This window comes from Escherichia sp. UTM R2 (assembly GCF_048593455.1).
GTDB classification, from domain to species: Bacteria; Pseudomonadota; Gammaproteobacteria; order Enterobacterales; family Enterobacteriaceae; genus Escherichia; species Escherichia coli.
The window spans coordinates 2,185,901-2,205,617 of the sequence record NZ_JBFWDY010000002.1 but is presented as its reverse complement, the minus strand read 5'-3'; the positions used below and the strand labels follow the sequence as shown (position 1 = coordinate 2,205,617).

Annotated in this window: 22 protein-coding genes; 12 read left to right on the top strand and 10 right to left on the bottom strand. The window is 50.5% G+C overall.

Annotation, left to right across the window (positions count from 1 at the left end):
* Positions 1 to 3 precede the first annotated feature (3 nt).
* Together dmsD and clcB are read left to right on the top strand one after the other, a co-directional pair.
* Positions 4 to 618 carry a Tat proofreading chaperone DmsD gene (dmsD, locus tag AB4H76_RS11545; RefSeq protein ID WP_000148710.1) on the top strand — a complete coding sequence of 205 codons (615 nt, stop codon included), beginning with the start codon at positions 4 to 6 and terminating at the stop codon, positions 616 to 618.
* A 158-nt stretch (positions 619 to 776) separates the two neighbouring features.
* The gene (clcB, locus tag AB4H76_RS11540) at positions 777 to 2,069 is read left to right on the top strand and encodes a voltage-gated ClC-type chloride channel ClcB (RefSeq protein ID WP_001315626.1); all 1,293 of its coding nucleotides are present in this window, start codon (positions 777 to 779) and stop codon (positions 2,067 to 2,069) included.
* Here the strand turns inward: clcB and bioD are convergent.
* From bioD to AB4H76_RS11525, 3 genes are all read right to left on the bottom strand, one after another.
* On the bottom strand, positions 2,022 to 2,717 hold the full coding sequence (gene bioD, locus AB4H76_RS11535; RefSeq protein ID WP_000919231.1) for a dethiobiotin synthase: 696 nt from the start codon (positions 2,715 to 2,717) through the stop codon (positions 2,022 to 2,024). The genes clcB and bioD overlap by 48 nt on opposite strands.
* A 124-nt stretch (positions 2,718 to 2,841) precedes the next feature.
* Entirely contained in the window at positions 2,842 to 4,062 is a 1,221-nt protein-coding gene (mlc, locus tag AB4H76_RS11530; RefSeq protein ID WP_000225276.1) for a sugar metabolism global transcriptional regulator Mlc, read from the bottom strand.
* Positions 4,063 to 4,196: 134 nt separating this feature from the next.
* A complete protein-coding gene (locus tag AB4H76_RS11525) occupies positions 4,197 to 5,090 on the bottom strand; it encodes a LysR family transcriptional regulator (RefSeq protein ID WP_077492771.1) in 894 nt (297 codons plus the stop codon).
* A 106-nt stretch (positions 5,091 to 5,196) separates the two neighbouring features.
* On the opposite strand from AB4H76_RS11525, the gene AB4H76_RS11520 reads away from it, so the two are divergent.
* Positions 5,197 to 6,450 carry an MFS transporter gene (locus AB4H76_RS11520; RefSeq protein WP_000091840.1) on the top strand — a complete coding sequence of 418 codons (1,254 nt, stop codon included), beginning with the start codon at positions 5,197 to 5,199 and terminating at the stop codon, positions 6,448 to 6,450.
* 48 nt (positions 6,451 to 6,498) lie between these two features.
* Here AB4H76_RS11520 and AB4H76_RS11515 read toward each other — a convergent pair whose 3' ends face one another.
* The gene (locus tag AB4H76_RS11515) at positions 6,499 to 6,603 is read right to left on the bottom strand and encodes a KPN_01571 family protein (RefSeq protein ID WP_001351109.1); all 105 of its coding nucleotides are present in this window, start codon (positions 6,601 to 6,603) and stop codon (positions 6,499 to 6,501) included.
* A 270-nt stretch (positions 6,604 to 6,873) separates the two neighbouring features.
* Here AB4H76_RS11515 and asr point away from each other — a divergent pair, with 270 nt between their 5' ends.
* From asr to AB4H76_RS11500, 3 genes are all read left to right on the top strand, one after another.
* On the top strand, positions 6,874 to 7,182 hold the full coding sequence (asr, locus tag AB4H76_RS11510) for an acid resistance repetitive basic protein Asr (RefSeq protein WP_001339636.1): 309 nt from the start codon (positions 6,874 to 6,876) through the stop codon (positions 7,180 to 7,182).
* 92 nt (positions 7,183 to 7,274) lie between these two features.
* The gene (locus tag AB4H76_RS11505; RefSeq protein WP_000233092.1) at positions 7,275 to 7,358 is read left to right on the top strand and encodes a hypothetical protein; all 84 of its coding nucleotides are present in this window, start codon (positions 7,275 to 7,277) and stop codon (positions 7,356 to 7,358) included.
* 99 nt (positions 7,359 to 7,457) lie between these two features.
* Positions 7,458 to 8,279, top strand: a complete 822-nt coding sequence (locus AB4H76_RS11500) for a trypsin-like serine peptidase (RefSeq protein WP_077492770.1) — start codon at positions 7,458 to 7,460, stop codon at positions 8,277 to 8,279.
* Between the two features lie 38 nt (positions 8,280 to 8,317).
* Here AB4H76_RS11500 and mdtI read toward each other — a convergent pair whose 3' ends face one another.
* From mdtI to AB4H76_RS11485, 3 genes are all read right to left on the bottom strand, one after another.
* Complete coding sequence (gene mdtI, locus AB4H76_RS11495) at positions 8,318 to 8,647, bottom strand: multidrug/spermidine efflux SMR transporter subunit MdtI (protein WP_000046661.1); 330 nt, start codon at positions 8,645 to 8,647, stop codon at positions 8,318 to 8,320.
* Positions 8,634 to 8,999, bottom strand: coding sequence for a multidrug/spermidine efflux SMR transporter subunit MdtJ (mdtJ, locus tag AB4H76_RS11490; RefSeq protein ID WP_077492769.1), 366 nt, complete (start codon positions 8,997 to 8,999; stop codon positions 8,634 to 8,636). The genes mdtI and mdtJ overlap by 14 nt, the downstream gene beginning before the upstream one ends.
* 106 nt (positions 9,000 to 9,105) lie before the next feature.
* On the bottom strand, positions 9,106 to 9,276 hold the full coding sequence (locus AB4H76_RS11485) for a hypothetical protein (protein WP_001329370.1): 171 nt from the start codon (positions 9,274 to 9,276) through the stop codon (positions 9,106 to 9,108).
* 134 nt (positions 9,277 to 9,410) lie between these two features.
* Here AB4H76_RS11485 and tqsA point away from each other — a divergent pair, with 134 nt between their 5' ends.
* Positions 9,411 to 10,445: an AI-2 transporter TqsA gene (gene tqsA, locus AB4H76_RS11480; RefSeq protein WP_001118241.1), complete on the top strand. Its 1,035-nt coding sequence runs from the start codon at positions 9,411 to 9,413 to the stop codon at positions 10,443 to 10,445.
* Positions 10,446 to 10,469: 24 nt separating this feature from the next.
* Here tqsA and pntB read toward each other — a convergent pair whose 3' ends face one another.
* Together pntB and pntA are read right to left on the bottom strand one after the other, a co-directional pair.
* Positions 10,470 to 11,858 carry a Re/Si-specific NAD(P)(+) transhydrogenase subunit beta gene (gene pntB, locus AB4H76_RS11475; RefSeq protein WP_000014036.1) on the bottom strand — a complete coding sequence of 463 codons (1,389 nt, stop codon included), beginning with the start codon at positions 11,856 to 11,858 and terminating at the stop codon, positions 10,470 to 10,472.
* 10 nt (positions 11,859 to 11,868) lie between these two features.
* Positions 11,869 to 13,401, bottom strand: coding sequence for a Re/Si-specific NAD(P)(+) transhydrogenase subunit alpha (gene pntA, locus AB4H76_RS11470; protein ID WP_001295398.1), 1,533 nt, complete (start codon positions 13,399 to 13,401; stop codon positions 11,869 to 11,871).
* A 523-nt stretch (positions 13,402 to 13,924) separates the two neighbouring features.
* On the opposite strand from pntA, the gene ydgH reads away from it, so the two are divergent.
* The 3 genes from ydgH (at position 13,925) to folM (ending at position 17,196) form a co-directional block, all read left to right on the top strand.
* A complete protein-coding gene (ydgH, locus tag AB4H76_RS11465; protein WP_021553643.1) occupies positions 13,925 to 14,869 on the top strand; it encodes a DUF1471 family protein YdgH in 945 nt (314 codons plus the stop codon).
* A gap of 185 nt (positions 14,870 to 15,054) precedes the next feature.
* A complete protein-coding gene (locus AB4H76_RS11460; protein WP_000412379.1) occupies positions 15,055 to 16,437 on the top strand; it encodes an amino acid permease in 1,383 nt (460 codons plus the stop codon).
* Between the two features lie 36 nt (positions 16,438 to 16,473).
* Positions 16,474 to 17,196, top strand: a complete 723-nt coding sequence (gene folM / locus AB4H76_RS11455) for a dihydromonapterin reductase (RefSeq protein ID WP_000513673.1) — start codon at positions 16,474 to 16,476, stop codon at positions 17,194 to 17,196.
* On the opposite strand, the gene AB4H76_RS11450 is transcribed toward folM, so the two are convergent.
* Complete coding sequence (locus AB4H76_RS11450; protein ID WP_000524868.1) at positions 17,193 to 17,528, bottom strand: GlpM family protein; 336 nt, start codon at positions 17,526 to 17,528, stop codon at positions 17,193 to 17,195. The two genes, folM and AB4H76_RS11450, sit on opposite strands and share 4 nt — an antisense overlap.
* Before the next feature lie 128 nt (positions 17,529 to 17,656).
* Here AB4H76_RS11450 and rstA point away from each other — a divergent pair, with 128 nt between their 5' ends.
* Together rstA and rstB are read left to right on the top strand one after the other, a co-directional pair.
* A complete protein-coding gene (gene rstA, locus AB4H76_RS11445) occupies positions 17,657 to 18,376 on the top strand; it encodes a two-component system response regulator RstA (RefSeq protein ID WP_001092504.1) in 720 nt (239 codons plus the stop codon).
* 3 nt (positions 18,377 to 18,379) lie between these two features.
* Positions 18,380 to 19,681, top strand: coding sequence for a two-component system sensor histidine kinase RstB (gene rstB / locus AB4H76_RS11440; protein WP_262936165.1), 1,302 nt, complete (start codon positions 18,380 to 18,382; stop codon positions 19,679 to 19,681).
* Positions 19,682 to 19,717: the final 36 nt, after the last annotated feature.

Here is a 19,717-nt window from a genome sequence, read left to right as displayed (position 1 = left end):
GGAATGACCCATTTTTCACAGCAAGATAATTTTTCTGTCGCGGCGCGCGTGTTGGGCGCGCTGTTTTATTACGCTCCAGAGAGTGCGGAAGCCGCACCTCTGGTTGCGGTACTCACCAGTGACGGCTGGGAAACTCAGTGGCCTCTACCAGAAGCGTCATTAGCGCCGCTGGTGACGGCTTTTCAGACACAGTGTGAAGAGACTCACGCCCAGGCCTGGCAGCGTTTGTTTGTCGGCCCGTGGGCACTGCCGTCTCCGCCGTGGGGGTCGGTCTGGCTGGATCGCGAATCTGTGCTGTTTGGCGATTCAACATTGGCACTTCGTCAGTGGATGCGCGAGAAAGGCATTCAGTTTGAAATGAAGCAAAACGAACCGGAAGATCATTTTGGTTCACTGCTGTTGATGGCTGCGTGGTTGGCGGAGAATGGTCGCCAGACAGAATGCGAAGAATTGCTGGCATGGCACCTTTTTCCGTGGTCAACACGTTTTCTTGATGTTTTTATCGAAAAAGCAGAACACCCTTTCTACCGTGCACTGGGTGAACTGGCTCGCTTAACGCTGGCGCAATGGCAATCACAACTGTTAATTCCTGTCGCGGTTAAACCGCTGTTTCGATAGGATCACCGTAATATTGCCGGATGGTGACGATTACGCGCAATCCGGCAATAATAGGTTACAGTGTCACGTTTTTTTATCTCTTAAAGCACGCACTGCTTTTGCGGCTGGCCTCTTTTGCCGCAAAATAGTCGCCCGTGTTTCATTGCCCATTTCTGCTCATGCATCATCTACACATCTATCCGGATCTGCGCACTATGTTCCGCCGTCTGCTTATCGCAACAGTCGTCGGTATTCTCGCGGCCTTTGCCGTTGCCGGGTTTCGTCATGCGATGCTGCTACTGGAGTGGTTGTTCCTCAATAATGACTCCGGCAGTCTGGTCAATGCAGCGACAAACCTTTCCCCCTGGCGACGGTTGCTAACTCCGGCGCTCGGCGGACTGGCGGCGGGTTTGTTGCTGATGGGCTGGCAGAAATTTACCCAACAACGCCCTCATGCGCCGACCGATTACATGGAAGCGTTGCAAACCGATGGACAGTTCGATTACGCAGCAAGCCTGGTTAAATCGCTTGCCTCTCTGCTGGTAGTAACCAGCGGCAGTGCAATTGGTCGCGAAGGTGCGATGATTCTTTTAGCTGCCCTTGCCGCCTCCTGTTTTGCCCAACGTTTTACGCCACGCCAGGAGTGGAAATTATGGATCGCCTGTGGGGCCGCGGCGGGAATGGCTGCGGCCTATCGTGCCCCGCTTGCTGGCAGTTTATTTATAGCCGAAGTGCTGTTTGGCACTATGATGTTGGCCTCTCTCGGCCCGGTGATTATTTCCGCCGTCGTGGCATTGCTGGTTAGCAATCTGATTAATCATAGCGACGCGTTACTCTACAACGTACAACTCTCAGTGACGGTTCAGGCTCGTGACTATGCGCTGATTATCAGTACAGGTGTGCTGGCAGGTCTGTGCGGACCACTGTTGTTAACGTTAATGAACGCCTGTCATCGTGGATTTGTGAGTCTCAAACTTGCGCCGCCCTGGCAACTGGCACTAGGCGGGTTGATCGTGGGTCTGCTTTCCCTGTTCACACCTGCAGTGTGGGGCAACGGCTATAGCACCGTACAATCCTTTTTAACCGCCCCACCACTGTTAATGATCATTGCCGGGATCTTCCTTTGTAAACTGTGTGCCGTGCTGGCGAGTAGCGGTTCCGGCGCACCCGGTGGGGTCTTTACACCGACGCTATTTATCGGTCTTGCCATTGGCATGTTGTATGGTCGTAGCCTGGGATTATGGTTCCCTGATGGCGAAGAAATTACACTTTTACTCGGATTGACCGGGATGGCGACACTGTTGGCGGCGACCACGCACGCGCCGATTATGTCGACGTTGATGATATGTGAAATGACCGGGGAGTATCAGCTACTCCCCGGTTTATTGATTGCCTGCGTAATTGCGTCGGTAATTTCGCGGACGTTACACCGTGACTCTATCTACCGCCAGCACACTGCGCAGCATAGCTAAGCGGATGTATTGCCCCAGTTCACGCTGTTCGGCGCGCGGCAGATAAGGCAGTTCACCAATGAGCGGTGCCGGAAGTTTTTTACCCAGCACATCAATGATTTCCGCATAATGCGCCAGTCCTGGGTTGATTCGGTTAGCCACCCAGCCAATGAGCGGCAGCCCGTCGTTGGCGATCGCCTGAGCTGTTAGCAGTGCATGGTTAATGCAACCTTCCTGAATACCGACAACCATCAACACCGGCAGTTGTTCCTGCACTACCCATTCAGAGAGTGGACGCAAATCATTCATCAGACTGCGCCAGCCGCCAGTCCCTTCTACCACGACATGATCGACTTTTTCGGTCAGGTTTGCCAGGCCGTTTGAAATGAGGGTGTAATTGATTGGGCAACTGTGCGCCACGCTACTTTCTTCTTCGCTTAACGCGATAGGATTAACTGCTTCATAAGGCAGTTCGATGGTTGAAACACTCTGCAACACCAGGGCATCTTTATTACGCAGCCCTTCGGGTGTCTCTTTGCTCCCCTTCGCTACGGGTTTATATCCCGCAACCGTTTTTCCCTGGGAGGCTAACGCTTGTAGCAATGCGCGGGAAACCACCGTTTTCCCTACAGAAGTGTCTGTACCGGTAATAAAGAAACGCTTCAGCATCACTAACTCCACCGTTATGCTTCACAAATATAAACCAGGAAAATAATTAACCTTGAAAGTCTAAGTTATGCTTTCCTGGCCCAAATTGAGATAGCGCAAATTTTGGTAGAACAGTTAAAAAATGTTAACCCTGCAACAGACGAATCAACAAAGAACCGTTATACATCGCGTCTTTTACCAGTGCAGCGCCTGCCATCGTGCCCTGGTTAGAAAACTGAGTACTCTCAACGCTGATGTGCTGACTATACGCAGGAAGGGCCTGCTGACGGATGCTGTCTGAGATGACCGGGAAGAGGATATCTGCCGCTTTACTTAACGGTGAGCCAATCAGTATTTTTTGTGGGTTAAATAAATTCACCATGATGGCAAGAATGCGCCCGACATGCGCGCCCACCCCGGTAATGATGTCTTTTGCCAGTAGATCGCCGCGCAATGCCGCCTGACACAATGAGTCCACGGTTAACGGTTGTCCATGTAACATCGAGCTCATGGATTGATTAAGACGCAGCTGTGCCAGCTCAAGAATACTGTCCACGCTGGCGATGGTTTCGAGGCAGCCGTGATTCCCGCAATAACAGCGTTTCCCATACGGGTCGACCTGTGTGTGGCCTATTTCCACGAGACTACTGCTGCCTGCGTGTAGCAGATGACCATCGGTAATGACGCCCGCCCCCACGTTGTGATCGATAACCACCTGAATCACATCGCGCGCCCCGCGTGAGGCACCAAACAAGGCCTCTGCCATCGTCCATGCGCTGATATCATGCTGAATATAAACCGGAACGCCGGTATGCTGCTCCAGCGCCTCGCCGAGCGGCATCTCTTTTACATCCTCGTAGAATGGCATGCGATGTACAATGCCATTTTCCGTATCAATAATTCCCGGCAGGGTTATGGCAATCGAAGTTAGACGCTCAAGTTTTTTCTGGTGGCGGATAAAAAACTGATCGATATGGGAAATGATACGATCCAGCAATGGCGAGTCATCTTTTAACGCCAGTTCCTGCGACTCTTCCACCACCAGTTTGCTGCTCAGATCGCGCAGAGCAAGGAAAATCTCCCCGCGACTAATGCGCAGAGAAAGATAGTGCCAGGCTTCAGTTTCAACCACCAGCCCCACCGCCGGACGGCCACGGTTCCCCGCTTCTTTGATTTCCAGCTCTTGCACCAGGTGTGCTTCGAGCATCTCACGGACAATTTTAGTGATACTGGCAGGAGCCAGCTGCGCCAGACGGGAAAGATCGATACGCGAGACTGGACCAAGCTGATCAATCAGGCGATAAACCGCGCCCGCGTTGGTCTGCTTTATTTGATCAATGTGCCCAGGCTGGTTTTCAGCAACCACCGCATACTCCCTATATTTTCGCGCTCCGAAATAATCTGTAGGCTATGGTGAAGCACTTCAATACGTGTCGTCAAATTTTTACTTAGGCATGTGATTAACAGCACATTTTTCGGGCTTTTTCGCTGAAATTTCCCTCACCTGAGAGCATTCAGCAGATGAATACGAAAGTTACGCGCAGCTGGACTTTGTTCATGATGTTTCGGCCAGACCAACCACATTTCAGAAACCGCATCCTCTTCAGCAATCGGCACCCAGCGCATTTCGTTGAGCTGAACACGTTTAAATGACGCAGGCAAAATTGAAACACCCAGACCGGCGGAAACCAGACCGATGATGGTCATTGCCTCGCCCACCTCCTGAGTGATGACGGGCGTCAAATGGTAACGTCGCATCAGCCCGAGAATATCGTCATACAGCCCTGTCCCGACGTGCGGATCAAAAAAGACAAAGGGTTCTTTCGCCAGTTCAGCCAGCGTTACATTCGGGTTATTTGCCAGGAGATGATCGTGCGGGATCATCGCCATAAGCGGTTCATGGACGATGACTGCGTGTTCGAGCGTCTCCGGTAACGCTGTGTTACGCAGCAATCCCATATCCAGCGTTCCTTCAATGAGCGGAGCGATTTGCTCGCGAGTGTTCATTTCGCGGGTTTGTAAATGGACATCGGGATAATCTCGGCGAAACAGCGATAACGTATCGGACACCGCCCGAATAAAAGGAGCCGACGAAGTAAAACCAATGCGCAACTCCCCCGCTTCACCCTGATGCAATCTTTCAGCGCGAGCGGCAGCGTCATCCACCATAGACAGGATTTGCCGACTATCTGCAAGAAACTGTTTTCCTGCTGCCGTCAGCAATACACTGCGATTGGTTCGTGCCAGCAGTCGGGCACCAATTTGTTGCTCCAGCGCCTGAATCTGCTGACTTAGCGGCGGTTGCGAAATATTCAGGCGGGCAGCGGCGCGCCCGAAATGCAGCTCTTCCGCAACAGCAACAAAGTAACGCAGATGACGAAGTTCAATATTCATATTTAAAAAATCTTATTTGAGATTATTAATATATTAGACAGAATAATTCGATTTTCCTACCCTATGTATAAGCCTGATCCACAGGCATATTTAGCAAGGATTTCAAGTGAGCCGTACTACAACTGTTGATGGCGCTCCGGCAAGCGACACTGACAAGCAAAGCATTTCTCAGCCAAATCAATTTATTAAACGCGGTACGCCGCAATTTATGCGCGTCACCCTGGCGCTGTTCTCTGCCGGACTGGCAACCTTCGCACTTCTCTATTGTGTGCAGCCTATCCTTCCGGTGCTTTCGCAGGAGTTTGGCTTAACGCCCGCGAACAGTAGTATTTCACTGTCCATTTCCACGGCGATGTTGGCTATCGGTTTGCTATTTACTGGCCCGCTATCCGATGCCATTGGTCGCAAACCAGTGATGGTCACGGCGCTACTGTTGGCCTCCATTTGTACGTTACTTTCGACAATGATGACCAGCTGGCACGGCATTTTGATTATGCGCGCCTTGATTGGGCTTTCGTTAAGTGGCGTGGCAGCTGTTGGCATGACTTATCTTAGCGAGGAAATCCACCCCAGTTTCGTGGCCTTTTCGATGGGGTTGTATATCAGCGGCAACTCAATTGGCGGCATGAGCGGACGCTTAATTAGCGGTGTCTTCACGGACTTTTTCAACTGGCGAATTGCTCTGGCGGCAATCGGTTGTTTCGCGCTGGCCTCGGCGTTGATGTTCTGGAAAATCCTCCCGGAATCACGCCATTTTCGCCCGACTTCGCTGCGCCCTAAGACGTTATTTATCAACTTTCGTCTGCACTGGCGTGACCGGGGATTACCGTTATTGTTCGCAGAAGGCTTTTTGCTGATGGGGTCGTTCGTCACGCTGTTTAATTATATCGGCTATCGGTTGATGCTCTCCCCCTGGCATGTCAGTCAGGCTGTGGTTGGCTTATTATCGCTGGCTTATTTGACCGGTACATGGAGCTCACCCAAAGCCGGAACCATGACCACCCGCTATGGGCGTGGTCCAGTGATGTTGTTTTCGACGGGGGTTATGCTGTTTGGTTTACTGATGACCTTATTCAGCTCGCTGTGGCTGATCTTTGCCGGAATGTTACTCTTCTCAGCAGGATTCTTCGCAGCCCACTCAGTTGCCAGCAGCTGGATCGGCCCCCGCGCAAAACGCGCTAAAGGCCAGGCCTCCTCGCTGTATCTGTTCAGTTACTATCTGGGGTCGAGTATTGCCGGGACGCTGGGTGGTGTTTTCTGGCATAACTATGGCTGGAACGGCGTCGGCGCATTTATTGCTCTGATGCTGGTCATTGCTCTGCTGGTCGGGACGCGTTTGCATCGTCGTCTGCACGCCTGAAAAATAAGTCCGGACTGCGGTAAATACCCATCCGGACTTATTGCCTGCTCAAACCAACGTTAATAGCCATCCTAAAATAGACGAAGCGCCAGCCAATTCCCGCAGCGCATCTAGCGTCATCAGGATTATAAGTACCCAAATAAACGGATTCATTTTGCTGTGTGTCATTTATTACTGATGCGCAGTTATTCTACCGCTTTGTAAGTAGTAAAATAGTTAACCCGATCAAGACTACTATTATTGGTAGCTAAATTTCCCTTAAGTCACAATACGTTATTATCAACGCTGTAATTTATTCAGCGTTTGTACATATCGTTACACGCTGAAACCAACCACTCACGGAAGTCTGCCATTCCCAGGAATATAGTTATTTCAACGGCCCCGCAGTGGGGTTAAATGAAAAAACAAATTGAGGGTATGACAATGAAAAAAGTATTAGCTCTGGTTGTTGCCGCTGCTATGGGTCTGTCTTCTGCCGCCTTTGCTGCAGAGACTGCGACCACACCTGCTCCGACTGCGACGACCACCAAAGCAGCGCCGGCGAAAACTACACATCATAAAAAACAGCATAAAGCAGCACCTGCCCAGAAAGCGCAGGCGGCTAAAAAGCATCATAAAAATGCGAAAGCTGAACAGAAAGCCCCTGAACAAAAAGCGCAGGCAGCGAAGAAACACGCCAGGAAACACAGCCATCAGCAACCGGCAAAACCTGCTGCACAACCCGCAGCGTAAGTTTTCAACAGTAATGCTGGCGCGCCCCCTCGCGCCTGAAAATTACGGTGCTAAGCGGATAACGTTTAGCACCGCCTTTAGCGGAGGGTAGTATGGTGGGCCGTTATCGCTTTGAGTTCATTCTTATCATCCTTATTTTATGCGCACTGATTGCCACCCGTTTTTATCTTTCCTGACTGTAGTTATCTGATTTTACTCCCACTTTCATCCCGTCCCGTCTATAGTATTTATGAGGGTTTGCTTTTAATAATCATAATTACTCACCAGAGTGTGATATGCGTACAACCATTGCTGTAGTGTTGGGTGCAATTAGTTTGACGTCTGCTTTTGTGTTTGCCGATAAACCAGACGTTGCCAAATCGGTAAACGATGAGGTCAGCACCCTGTTTTTTGGTCATGATGATCGTGTGCCAGTGAATGACACGACCCAATCACCGTGGGATGCGGTTGGGCAACTGGAAACGGCCAGCGGCAATTTATGTACGGCGACGCTGATTGCACCCAATCTGGCATTAACGGCAGGACACTGTTTATTGACACCTCCAAAGGGTAAAGCCGATAAAGCAGTGGCGCTGCGTTTTGTGTCAAATAAAGGTCTTTGGCGCTATGACATCCACGACATAGAAGGCCGCGTTGATCCGACACTGGGAAAGCGGTTAAAAGCAGATGGGGATGGTTGGATTGTACCTCCCGCAGCCGCGCCGTGGGACTTCGGATTGATTGTGCTACGTAATCCCCCTTCTGGCATTACGCCGTTGCCGTTATTTGAGGGAGATAAAGCCGCGCTTACCGCCGCATTAAAAGCGGCAGGTCGTAAAGTGACTCAGGCGGGATACCCTGAAGATCATCTCGATACGTTGTACAGTCATCAAAACTGTGAAGTGACTGGCTGGGCGCAAACGTCGGTGATGTCACATCAGTGCGATACCTTGCCGGGTGACAGCGGTTCGCCTCTGATGTTGCATACCGATGACGGCTGGCAATTAATTGGGGTGCAAAGTTCGGCTCCTGCCGCGAAAGATCGCTGGCGCGCCGATAACCGGGCCATTTCTGTTACTGGTTTTCGCGACAAGCTGGATCAACTGTCGCAAAAATAATGTTCAAACGCTGCCCGACAGCGCGGGCAGCGTGTTCATCAGGCAAGTTTCACCATGATCATTCCAGCCAACAGCAAGACCAGGCCAATCCAGCCTTTACGATTTAACCGTTGACCAAACAAGATCCAACCTGCGGCTAACGTGGCGGCAATACCAAACCCGCCCCACAATGCATAAGCGACAGACAAGTCGATCCCTTTAACGGCCTGAGAAAGCGCACTAAAGGCAGCCAGCACCGCCGCCAGGGAGAGCAAGCCAAATATTTTGCGACGAAAGCCGTCAGAAAATTTCAAAAAGACGTTAGCAACAATTTCCAGCACGATTGCCAATGCCAGCCAGGCGGCGTGAACCCATTCAAACTGCGCCATGGTTCACCTCCAGTTCAGGTTTACGCGCTTTACGGGTACCTGATTTTATCAACACAATCCCGGCGACCAGGGTGGTTAACCCGGCAATTTTCATCAGCGATAAACTTTCGTCGAATAACAAAACGCTAAACAAGGTAATAAATAAAATACCGATACCTTCCCACAACGCATAAGCTACGCCTAAGGCGATTTTTTTAACGGCGAAAGAGAGAAATATATACGACAGAGAAATCATCACCAGCATTAAAATAAAGCCGCCATGTCCCTCACTGACGCTCGCCCATTTCATTGACAGCGTACCGGTAATTTCTGTAGCAATAGCCAGACCTAATAAAATCCAATAAATATACATTGTCCTTCTCCTGCAAGAGAATTATTTTAATTTTCGCTTAATTCAGCGAAACCAAAGTAAAGTGGTCAAGCCCCGCGCATAGCGCAAGCTTTGGCAGAAGAAAGGACTAAAGCGCGTTGCGCCAGTGCTGCTCACCTACGAGCAAGATAGTGGATGAGGTACGAAGATGGGTAAATTTAGAAAATAACGTCCTGAACAAATTGTCCATAATATTACAATTATCCGCAGTGTTGCTTCTCGTCATCGCGGATGATAATTGTCCTCGGTAGTTGAACACGCCTGATTTGTATCATAGCTTAAGAATTAACTCAAAATATTTTCACTTCTTTACCTGAGCGGTTTGATTTTCGTTATGATGACGGAGCGAAAAAGACATTATTATTAGCAAAGGAAGAAAAAACGGGGACAAGCATGGCAAAGCCGATCATCACGCTCAATGGCCTAAAAATCGTCATTATGTTGGGAATGCTGGTCATTATTCTCTGCGGTATCCGTTTTGCCGCCGAGATCATCGTGCCGTTTATTCTCGCATTATTTATTGCTGTTATTCTTAACCCGCTGGTGCAACACATGGTCCGCTGGCGAGTGCCGCGTGTACTGGCGGTGTCGATTTTGATGACCATCATCGTGATGGCGATGGTGTTGCTATTAGCTTATCTGGGTTCCGCGCTCAACGAGTTGACGCGGACGTTACCGCAATATCGCAACTCTATTATGACGCCGCTGCAAGCTCTTGAGCCGTTGTTGCAACGCGTAGGGATTGACGTCTCAGTTGACCAGCTGGCGCATTACATTGATCCGAACGCGGCGATGACGTTGCTCACCAACTTATTGACGCAGTTATCTAATGCCATGTCATCAATATTTTTATTGCTGCTGACGGTGCTGTTTATGCTGCTCGAAGTGCCACAATTGCCCGGAAAATTTCAGCAAATGATGGCGCGTCCGGTTGAAGGGATGGCGGCGATTCAACGTGCAATTGACAGTGTTTCTCATTATCTGGTGCTGAAAACAGCCATCAGCATCATCACCGGCCTGGTCGCCTGGGCGATGCTCGCCGCACTCGATGTTCGCTTCGCTTTTGTCTGGGGATTGCTGGCCTTTGCGCTTAATTACATCCCTAATATTGGTTCAGTTCTCGCGGCAATCCCCCCTATCGCTCAGGTACTGGTGTTTAATGGCTTCTACGAAGCGTTGCTGGTGCTGGCGGGATATCTGCTGATTAATCTGGTCTTCGGCAATATTCTGGAGCCGCGCATCATGGGACGTGGGCTGGGGCTTTCCACATTGGTGGTATTTTTGTCGTTGATTTTTTGGGGATGGTTGTTAGGACCGGTGGGTATGCTGCTTTCCGTGCCGTTAACAATTATTGTCAAAATTGCGCTTGAACAAACAGCGGGAGGTCAAAGCATCGCCGTTCTGTTAAGCGATCTCAATAAAGAGTGACGGCCTCCGCAGAGGCCGTCAGGGTTACAGAGCTTTCAGGATTGCATCCACGCTGGCTTTGGCGTCACCAAACAGCATGTGGGTGTTTTCCTTGAAGAACAGCGGGTTTTGCACACCAGCATAGCCAGTGTTCATCGAACGTTTAAAGACAATCACGTTCTGCGCTTTCCACACTTCCAGCACAGGCATACCAGCAATCGGACTCTTCGGATCATCCTGCGCCGCCGGGTTAACCGTATCGTTAGCACCAATCACCAGTACGGTATCGGTATCAGCAAAGTCATCGTTGATCTCGTCCATTTCCAGCACGATGTCATACGGTACTTTTGCTTCAGCCAGCAATACGTTCATATGTCCAGGCAAACGCCCCGCAACCGGGTGGATACCGAAACGCACGTTGATACCACGAGCGCGCAGTTTCTCGGTAATTTCAGCGACAGGATATTGCGCCTGCGCGACTGCCATGCCGTACCCCGGAGTAATGATCACTGAATGGGAGTTTTTCAGCAGTTCCGCTGTCTCTTCTGCGGTGATTTCGCGGTGCTCGCCCACTTCCTGATCATCGCCAGTAGAAGAGCCGTCGGTGCCGAAACCACCCGCAATAACGCTGATAAAGGAACGGTTCATCGCCTTACACATAATGTAAGAAAGGATAGCGCCCGAAGAACCGACCAGCGCACCGGTCACAATCAGCAGGTCGTTGCTGAGCATAAAGCCCGCAGCCGCAGCCGCCCAGCCGGAGTACGAGTTCAGCATCGACACCACCACTGGCATATCTGCACCACCGATGGAGGCGACTAAATGCCAGCCGAATACCAGCGCAATTGCGGTCATTATCAGCAATGCCAGCACTTGCAGGCCGACGCTGTCCGTGCGAACAAATACAATCAGCAGCAGGAAGGAAACGACCAGAGCCGCCAGGTTCATTTTGTGACGGTTTGGCAGCATCAATGGTTTAGACGAAATCTTGCCACACAGTTTGCCGAACGCCACCACCGAACCCGTGAACGTTACCGCCCCGATGAAGATACCGAGGAACACTTCCGTCAGGTGAATATTGACCAGAATCGGTGCCATTCCCGCGTCATGATGCAGATAGCTGTTAAAGCCAACCAGCACTGCCGCCAGACCCACGAAGCTATGCAGGATCGCCACCAGTTCTGGCATTTCGGTCATTTCAACTTTCTTCGCCAGACGGATACCAATTGCCCCACCAATGACCATCGCCAGCAAGATCCAGCCAACATTACCCGTATCCGGTCCAAAAATGGTTGCGATTAACGCAATCGCCATCCCGGCGATACCGAAGTTGTTACCCTGGCGAGACGTTTCATGTTTCGAAAGACCGGCCAGACTGAAGATAAACAGGATCGCGGCAACAATGTATGCAGCTGTAACTAATCCTCCAGACATATGTTACCCCTTAATTTTTGCGGAACATTTTCAGCATGCGCTGAGTCACGGTGAAGCCACCGAAAATATTAATGCTGGCTATAAGCACCGCGATAAAACTAAGGAAGCTAACCCAGCCGCCCTGGCCAATCTGCAACAGTGCTCCGACAACAATAATCCCTGAAATCGCGTTGGTGACCGACATCAACGGTGTATGCAGCGCGTGCGATACATTCCACACCACGTAATAACCGACAACGCAGGCCAGCGCGAAAACGGTGAAGTGCCCAAGAAACTCTTTCGGCGCAACGCTTGCCAGCCAACCGAAAAGGATGATTGCCAGCGCCATCAACGCGTATTTACGCCACGGTGAGCAGGCACATTTTTCCTCAGTTTTCACTTCCGGTGCCGCTTTTTGTGCCGCCTGCGGCTGAGCTGATACCTGAATCGGCGGTGCCGGCCAGGTAATTTCGCCCGCACGGATCACGGTCACGCCGCGAATCACCACATCATCAAAATCAACAGTGATATTGCCGTCTTTCTCTTTGCACAACAGTTTCAGCAGATTAACGAGGTTAGTACCGTAAAGCTGTGAGGATTGCGTCGGCAGACGGCCCGGAAGATCGGTATAACCAATCACTTTGACACCATTTTCCGTAGTGAAGATTTCACCCGGCACGGTGTATTCACAGTTGCCACCGTTTTGGGCTGCCAGGTCGACAATCACACTGCCCGCCTTCATGGAGTCAACCATTTCACGGGTAATTAGCTTCGGCGCTGGTTTGCCTGGAATAAGCGCGGTGGTGACAATGATATCGACCTCTTTTGCCTGGGCGGCAAAGAGTTCCATTTCCGCTTTAATGAACGCGTCCGACATCACTTTGGCATAGCCATCGCCGCTGCCCGCTTCCTCTTTAAAATCCAGCTCGAGGAATTCCGCGCCCATACTTTGAACTTGTTCTTTCACTTCCGGACGGGTGTCGAATGCACGCACAATCGCGCCGAGACTGTTTGCTGCGCCAATGGCGGCCAGACCTGCAACACCCGCACCAATCACCATCACTTTTGCCGGTGGCACTTTCCCGGCCGCAGTAATTTGCCCGGTAAAGAAGCGCCCAAATTCATGTGCCGCTTCAACAATGGCGCGATAACCGGCGATGTTCGCCATCGAGCTTAGTGCGTCCAGCGATTGTGCGCGTGAGATACGCGGCACAGAATCCATCGCCATCACGGTCACGTTACGTTCCGCAAGTTTTTGCATTAATTCCGGATTCTGCGCAGGCCAGATAAAACTCACCAGCGTTGTCCCTGGATTCAGTAACGCAATTTCATCATCTAACGGCGCATTGACCTTCAGAATGATCTCTGACTGCCAGACGCTATTCCCTTCTACAATTTCAGCGCCCGCTTGCACAAACGCTTTATCGTCAAAACTTGCCAGTTGACCCGCGCCGCTCTCTACCGCGACGGTAAAACCCAGTTTCAGCAGCTGTTCCACTGTTTTTGGCGTTGCTGCAACACGGGTTTCATTGGTTAACCGTTCTCTTGGTATGCCAATTCGCATGATATTCCCTTCCATCGGTTTTATTGATGATGGTTTGCCTGTGTCAGGAGCCACACAAGCCGCTCATGTACGAGCTAAATGTTACTCCGTTAAAATAAATTAGTAACAAACGCCCTATAACGTACTGAAAATTATGCCTGTGATCTAGCGCCAAAAATCAGTATTTCGGCGTGAACTCGCAAAATATTAACGATTCAGCCGTGATAGTGGGATAAACACCTTAGAACGCCGGATAAAGACTGATAATTGTCTTCGACGGTCGGGTAAAACGAGACATCGCCCCGGCACGAATCACTACTTAACATTAAATTAACTTATACAATTCAGTTGCTTCAGTAGTAATGATGCTGATACGGCTGTTTTTTAAGCATAGACGGTCATTTGAGCAGGATTAAAATTGGCTTAAGGAATGTGATATGAAAAATGACGCAGACAGTTACACCGTTTAAATGCAATAATCAGCCACGTTTCTCGTTAATAACAATACCAGTACCTGGTTTGCGCAAGGCGAAGGATTATTTTTATGAAGCTTAAGAACACCCTCCTGGCGTCGGCACTGCTTTCTGCTACGGCATTCTCCGTTAACGCAGCAACAGAACTGACACCGGAGCAAGCGGCAGCGGTTAAACCTTTTGACCGTGTAGTGGTTACCGGTCGTTTTAATGCTATTGGCGAAGCGGTGAAAGCCGTTTCTCGTCGCGCAGATAAAGAAGGTGCCGCCTCTTTTTATGTTGTCGACACTTCTGATTTTGGTAACAGCGGTAACTGGCGTGTGGTCGCTGACCTCTATAAAGCCGATGCTGAAAAAGCAGAAGAAACAAGTAATCGCGTAATTAACGGTGTTGTCGAACTGCCGAAAGATCAGGCTGTTCTGATTGAACCGTTTGACACGGTCACCGTCCAGGGCTTCTATCGTAGCCAGCCAGAAGTCAATGATGCCATCACCAAAGCAGCAAAAGCGAAAGGTGCCTACTCTTTCTACATTGTTCGTCAAATCGATGCCAACCAGGGCGGCAACCAGCGTATTACTGCATTCATCTATAAAAAAGATGCTAAGAAACGTATCGTCCAGAGCCCGGATGTGATCCCGGCAGATTCCGAAGCAGGACGTGCAGCTCTGGCTGCCGGTGGCGAAGCCGCGAAGAAAGTTGAGATCCCAGGTGTTGCGTCTACCGCATCACCAAGTTCTGAAGTCGGTCGTTTCTTTGAAACCCAGTCATCAAAAGGCGGACGTTACACTGTCACGCTTCCTGACGGCACTAAAGTCGAAGAACTGAACAAAGCGACAGCAGCGATGATGGTCCCGTTCGACAGCATCAAATTCTCTGGCAACTACGGCAACATGACCGAAGTCTCCTATCAGGTTGCGAAACGTGCCGCGAAGAAAGGTGCTAAGTATTACCACATCACCCGCCAGTGGCAGGAACGTGGTAATAACCTGACCGTCAGCGCAGATCTGTATAAATAACTATTCAGTTACTCCTATAAGGCGGCTTGATGCCGCCTTTCGCATTTTTAGTCACAAATTTCCCCGCGACCATTGCATGCAGACACATCTCTTCGTAAAATCCCGCGCTTCAGTGGCAAACTCCATTTTTATGCGTTTTGCCCTAATATTTATTCTTCTTATCACGTTTTAATCACTGGATATCGATGGAAAAGAAACTGGGACTGAGCGCACTCACCGCGCTGGTATTAAGCTCAATGCTGGGCGCGGGTGTTTTCAGTCTGCCGCAAAATATGGCGGCAGTTGCCAGCCCGGCAGCACTGCTCATCGGCTGGGGTATTACTGGCGCTGGCATTTTATTGCTGGCCTTTGCCATGCTGATCCTCACGCGCATTCGTCCCGAACTTGACGGCGGTATCTTTACCTATGCCCGCGAAGGGTTTGGCGAGCTAATCGGCTTTTGTTCCGCATGGGGATACTGGCTGTGCGCAGTCATCGCCAACGTCTCCTATCTGGTGATCGTTTTTTCCGCGTTAAGCTTTTTTACGGACACGCCGGAATTGCGCCTGTTCGGCGATGGTAATACCTGGCAATCGATAGTCGGTGCATCGGCTTTATTGTGGATTGTTCACTTTTTGATCCTGCGCGGGGTGCAAACCGCTGCCAGCATTAACCTGGTGGCGACACTGGCAAAATTGTTGCCGCTGGGTCTGTTTGTTGTGCTGGCGATGATGATGTTCAAACTGGATACCTTCAAGCTCGACTTCACCGGACTTGCACTTGGCGTACCCGTGTGGGAACAGGTGAAAAACACCATGCTGATCACCCTGTGGGTTTTCATTGGTGTGGAAGGTGCCGTGGTTGTTTCTGCGCGTGCGCGTAATAAACGTGATGTTGGCAAAGCGACACTGCTGGCGGTTCTCTCCGCTCTGGGCGTTTACTTGCTGGTAACGCTGCTTTCGCTGGGCGTGGTGGCACGTCCTGAACTGGCTGAAATTCGTAACCCGTCAATGGCCGGTCTGATGGTGGAAATGATGGGACCATGGGGCGAAATCATCATCGCTGCCGGTTTGATCGTTTCCGTTTGCGGCGCGTACTTAAGCTGGACCATCATGGCGGCAGAAGTTCCGTTCCTGGCTGCCACTCATAAAGCATTCCCACGCATTTTTGCGCGCCAGAACGCACAAGCTGCGCCATCCGCCTCGCTGTGGTTGACCAACATCTGCGTGCAAATTTGTCTGGTACTCATCTGGCTGACCGGTTCCGATTACAACACGTTGCTGACCATCGCCTCAGAAATGATTCTGGTGCCCTATTTCCTGGTCGGCGCGTTCTTGCTGAAAATCGCAACCCGTCCACTGCATAAAGCGGTAGGTGTCGGTGCCTGCATTTATGGCTTATGGTTATTGTATGCCTCTGGTCCAATGCACTTGCTGTTATCCGTTGTTCTGTATGCGCCGGGGCTGCTGGTTTTCCTGTATGCGCGCAAAACGCATACACATGATAATGTACTGAACCGTCAGGAAATGGTGCTGATTGGCATGCTGTTAATTGCCTCAGTTCCGGCGACCTGGATGCTGGTGGGATAACGTTCATCCCATCGTTGGATAGCAAAGGAGATAACGATGGGTAAAGCCCAGCCCTTGCCAATATTAATTACTGGCGGAGGTCGTCGCATCGGCCTCGCCCTCGCCTGGCATTTCATTAATCAAAAGCAACCGGTGATTGTCAGCTATCGGACGCACTATCCAGCCATTGATGGACTGATTAAGGCAGGTGCGCAGTGTATTCAGGCTGATTTTTCGACCAACGACGGTGTGATGGCGTTTGCCGATGAAGTACTAAAAAGCACCCATGGTCTGCGTGCTATTTTGCATAACGCCAGTGCGTGGATGGCGGAAAAACCAGGTACACCACTGGCCGACGTACTGGCTTGCATGATGCAGATCCACGTTAATACCCCATACCTGCTCAACCATGCGCTGGAAAGATTACTGCGTGGGCACGGACACGCCGCCAGCGATATCATTCACTTTACCGATTATGTGGTGGAGCGCGGTAGCGACAAACATGTTGCGTATGCTGCAAGCAAAGCGGCACTGGATAATATGACCCGCTCGTTTGCCCGCAAGCTGGCACCGGAAGTGAAAGTGAATTCTATTGCGCCATCGCTGATCCTGTTTAATGAACATGATGATGCCGAATATCGACAACAGGCGCTGAATAAATCACTGATGAAAACCGCGCCTGGCGAGAAAGAAGTGATCGACCTGGTCGATTACTTACTTACCAGTTGCTTTGTCACCGGACGCAGTTTCCCACTTGATGGCGGTCGTCATCTGCGTTAATGCAGCTTTATCCAGCATATAATCAACACCCATGCGCTTATCCCCCAACACGCAACAGAACCAACAAAAGCGGCGGGCAAGCGCATCATTCCGGTGAAATACCACAGCGACACCAGGTAAACAAAATAGGGAATAATCGACCACATACTAAAAATGATGGTTGCGCGTAAGGCTTCAATGCCGCGTTCGCTGGCAACAATATAATGCGCGATAAGCGCAAAGGTCGGGAAAAGTGGAATCAGCCCGGCGATATAATAATTTTTCGTTTTTGCTAAAACACCAATCAACAGCACTACCAGCGCACCGAGCGCGGCTTTGATTACCAGCCCCATTTTTTTACCTTAACACTTCCATAACAAGTCATCAGTAGAATACCTGATGAAAACTTGTTTAGAAACGATTGATAGTAAGTAAAAACAGCGCGGTGTATTGTGACGTTTTTATATCTACCGTGAATGTTATGAACACTATCGTATTTGTGGAAGATGATGCGGAAGTCGGTTCACTGATTGCCGCGTACCTGGCAAAACATGATATGCAGGTTACCGTAGAGCCGCGCGGCGACCAGGCCGAAGAAACCATTTTGCGAGAAAATCCGGATTTGGTGTTACTCGACATCATGCTACCAGGCAAGGACGGCATGACCATTTGTCGTGATTTACGCGCAAAGTGGTCTGGACCGATTGTTCTTCTAACCTCTCTCGATAGCGATATGAACCACATCCTGGCACTGGAAATGGGTGCCTGCGACTATATTCTCAAAACGACGCCCCCTGCTGTTTTGCTAGCGCGTTTACGTTTGCATTTGCGTCAGAATGAGCAAGCCACACTGAGCAAAGGTCTTCAGGAAACGTCTCTGACTCCCTACAAAGCCCTGCATTTCGGCACGTTGACCATCGATCCCATCAACCGCGTAGTCACCCTGGCTAACACTGAAATCTCGCTCTCGACAGCTGATTTCGAATTATTGTGGGAATTAGCTACCCATGCCGGGCAAATCATGGACCGCGATGCATTGCTGAAAAATTTACGCGGCGTCAGTTATGACGGACTGGATCGTAGCGTGGACGTGGCTATTTCGCGGTTAAGAAAAAAACTGCTCGATAACGCCGCAGAACCTTATCGCATTAAAACTGTGCGTAACAAAGGCTATCTTTTTGCGCCTCATGCATGGGAATAAGCGATGAAAAAACTGTTTATCCAGTTTTACCTGTTATTGTTTGTCTGCTTCCTTGTGATGTCTCTGCTGGTTGGGTTGGTGTACAAATTTACCGCCGAACGCGCGGGCAAACAGTCGCTGGATGATTTGATGAACAGTTCGCTGTATCTGATGCGCAGCGAATTGCGTGAGATCCCCCCACACGACTGGGGTAAGACGCTGAAAGAGATGGATTTAAATCTCTCTTTCGATCTGCGTGTCGAGCCATTGAGTAAATACCATCTTGATGATATTTCCATGCACCGACTGCGTGGCGGCGAAATTGTCGCCCTGGACGATCAGTACACGTTTTTGCAGCGTATCCCGCGCAGCCACTACGTGCTGGCAGTTGGTCCTGTTCCTTATCTTTATTATCTCCATCAGATGCGATTGCTGGATATCGCCCTGATCGCTTTTATTGCTATTTCCCTCGCCTTTCCGGTGTTTATCTGGATGCGTCCGCACTGGCAGGATATGTTAAAACTGGAAGCAGCGGCGCAACGATTTGGCGATGGGCATCTCAATGAGCGTATCCACTTTGATGAGGGTTCGAGCTTTGAACGACTTGGTATCGCATTTAACCAGATGGCGGACAATATCAACGCCTTGATTGCCAGCAAAAAACAGCTTATTGACGGTATCGCTCACGAACTGCGAACACCGTTAGTGCGCCTGCGTTATCGACTGGAGATGAGCGATAACCTGAGCGCCGCCGAATCCCAGGCGTTGAATCGTGATATCAGTCAACTTGAAGCTTTAATTGAAGAGCTGCTGACTTATGCCCGACTCGATCGCCCACAAAACGAGCTTCATCTTAGCGAACCAGACCTGCCGTTGTGGCTGTCAACGCATCTGGCAGACATTCAGGCAGTAACGTCCGATAAAACGGTACGGATTAAAACGCTCGCGCAAGGCCATTATGCGGCGTTGGATATGCGCTTAATGGAGCGCGTGCTGGATAATTTGCTCAATAACGCCCTGCGGTACTGCCATTCAACGGTTGAAACCAGCCTGCTACTGTCGGGGAATAGAGCGACATTAATTGTTGAGGATGATGGCCCAGGGATTGCCCCAGAAAACCGCGAACATATCTTTGAACCTTTTGTTCGCCTCGATCCCAGCCGGGATCGCTCAACCGGCGGCTGCGGGCTGGGGCTGGCAATTGTCCACTCTATAGCACTGGCAATGGGCGGTACGGTTAATTGTGACACCAGCGAACTGGGTGGTGCTCGCTTCTCGTTTAGCTGGCCGTTATGGCATAACATCCCGCAATTTACCTCTGCCTGACACTACGCGCACGATGGTCAAGTCACCACGACTGTG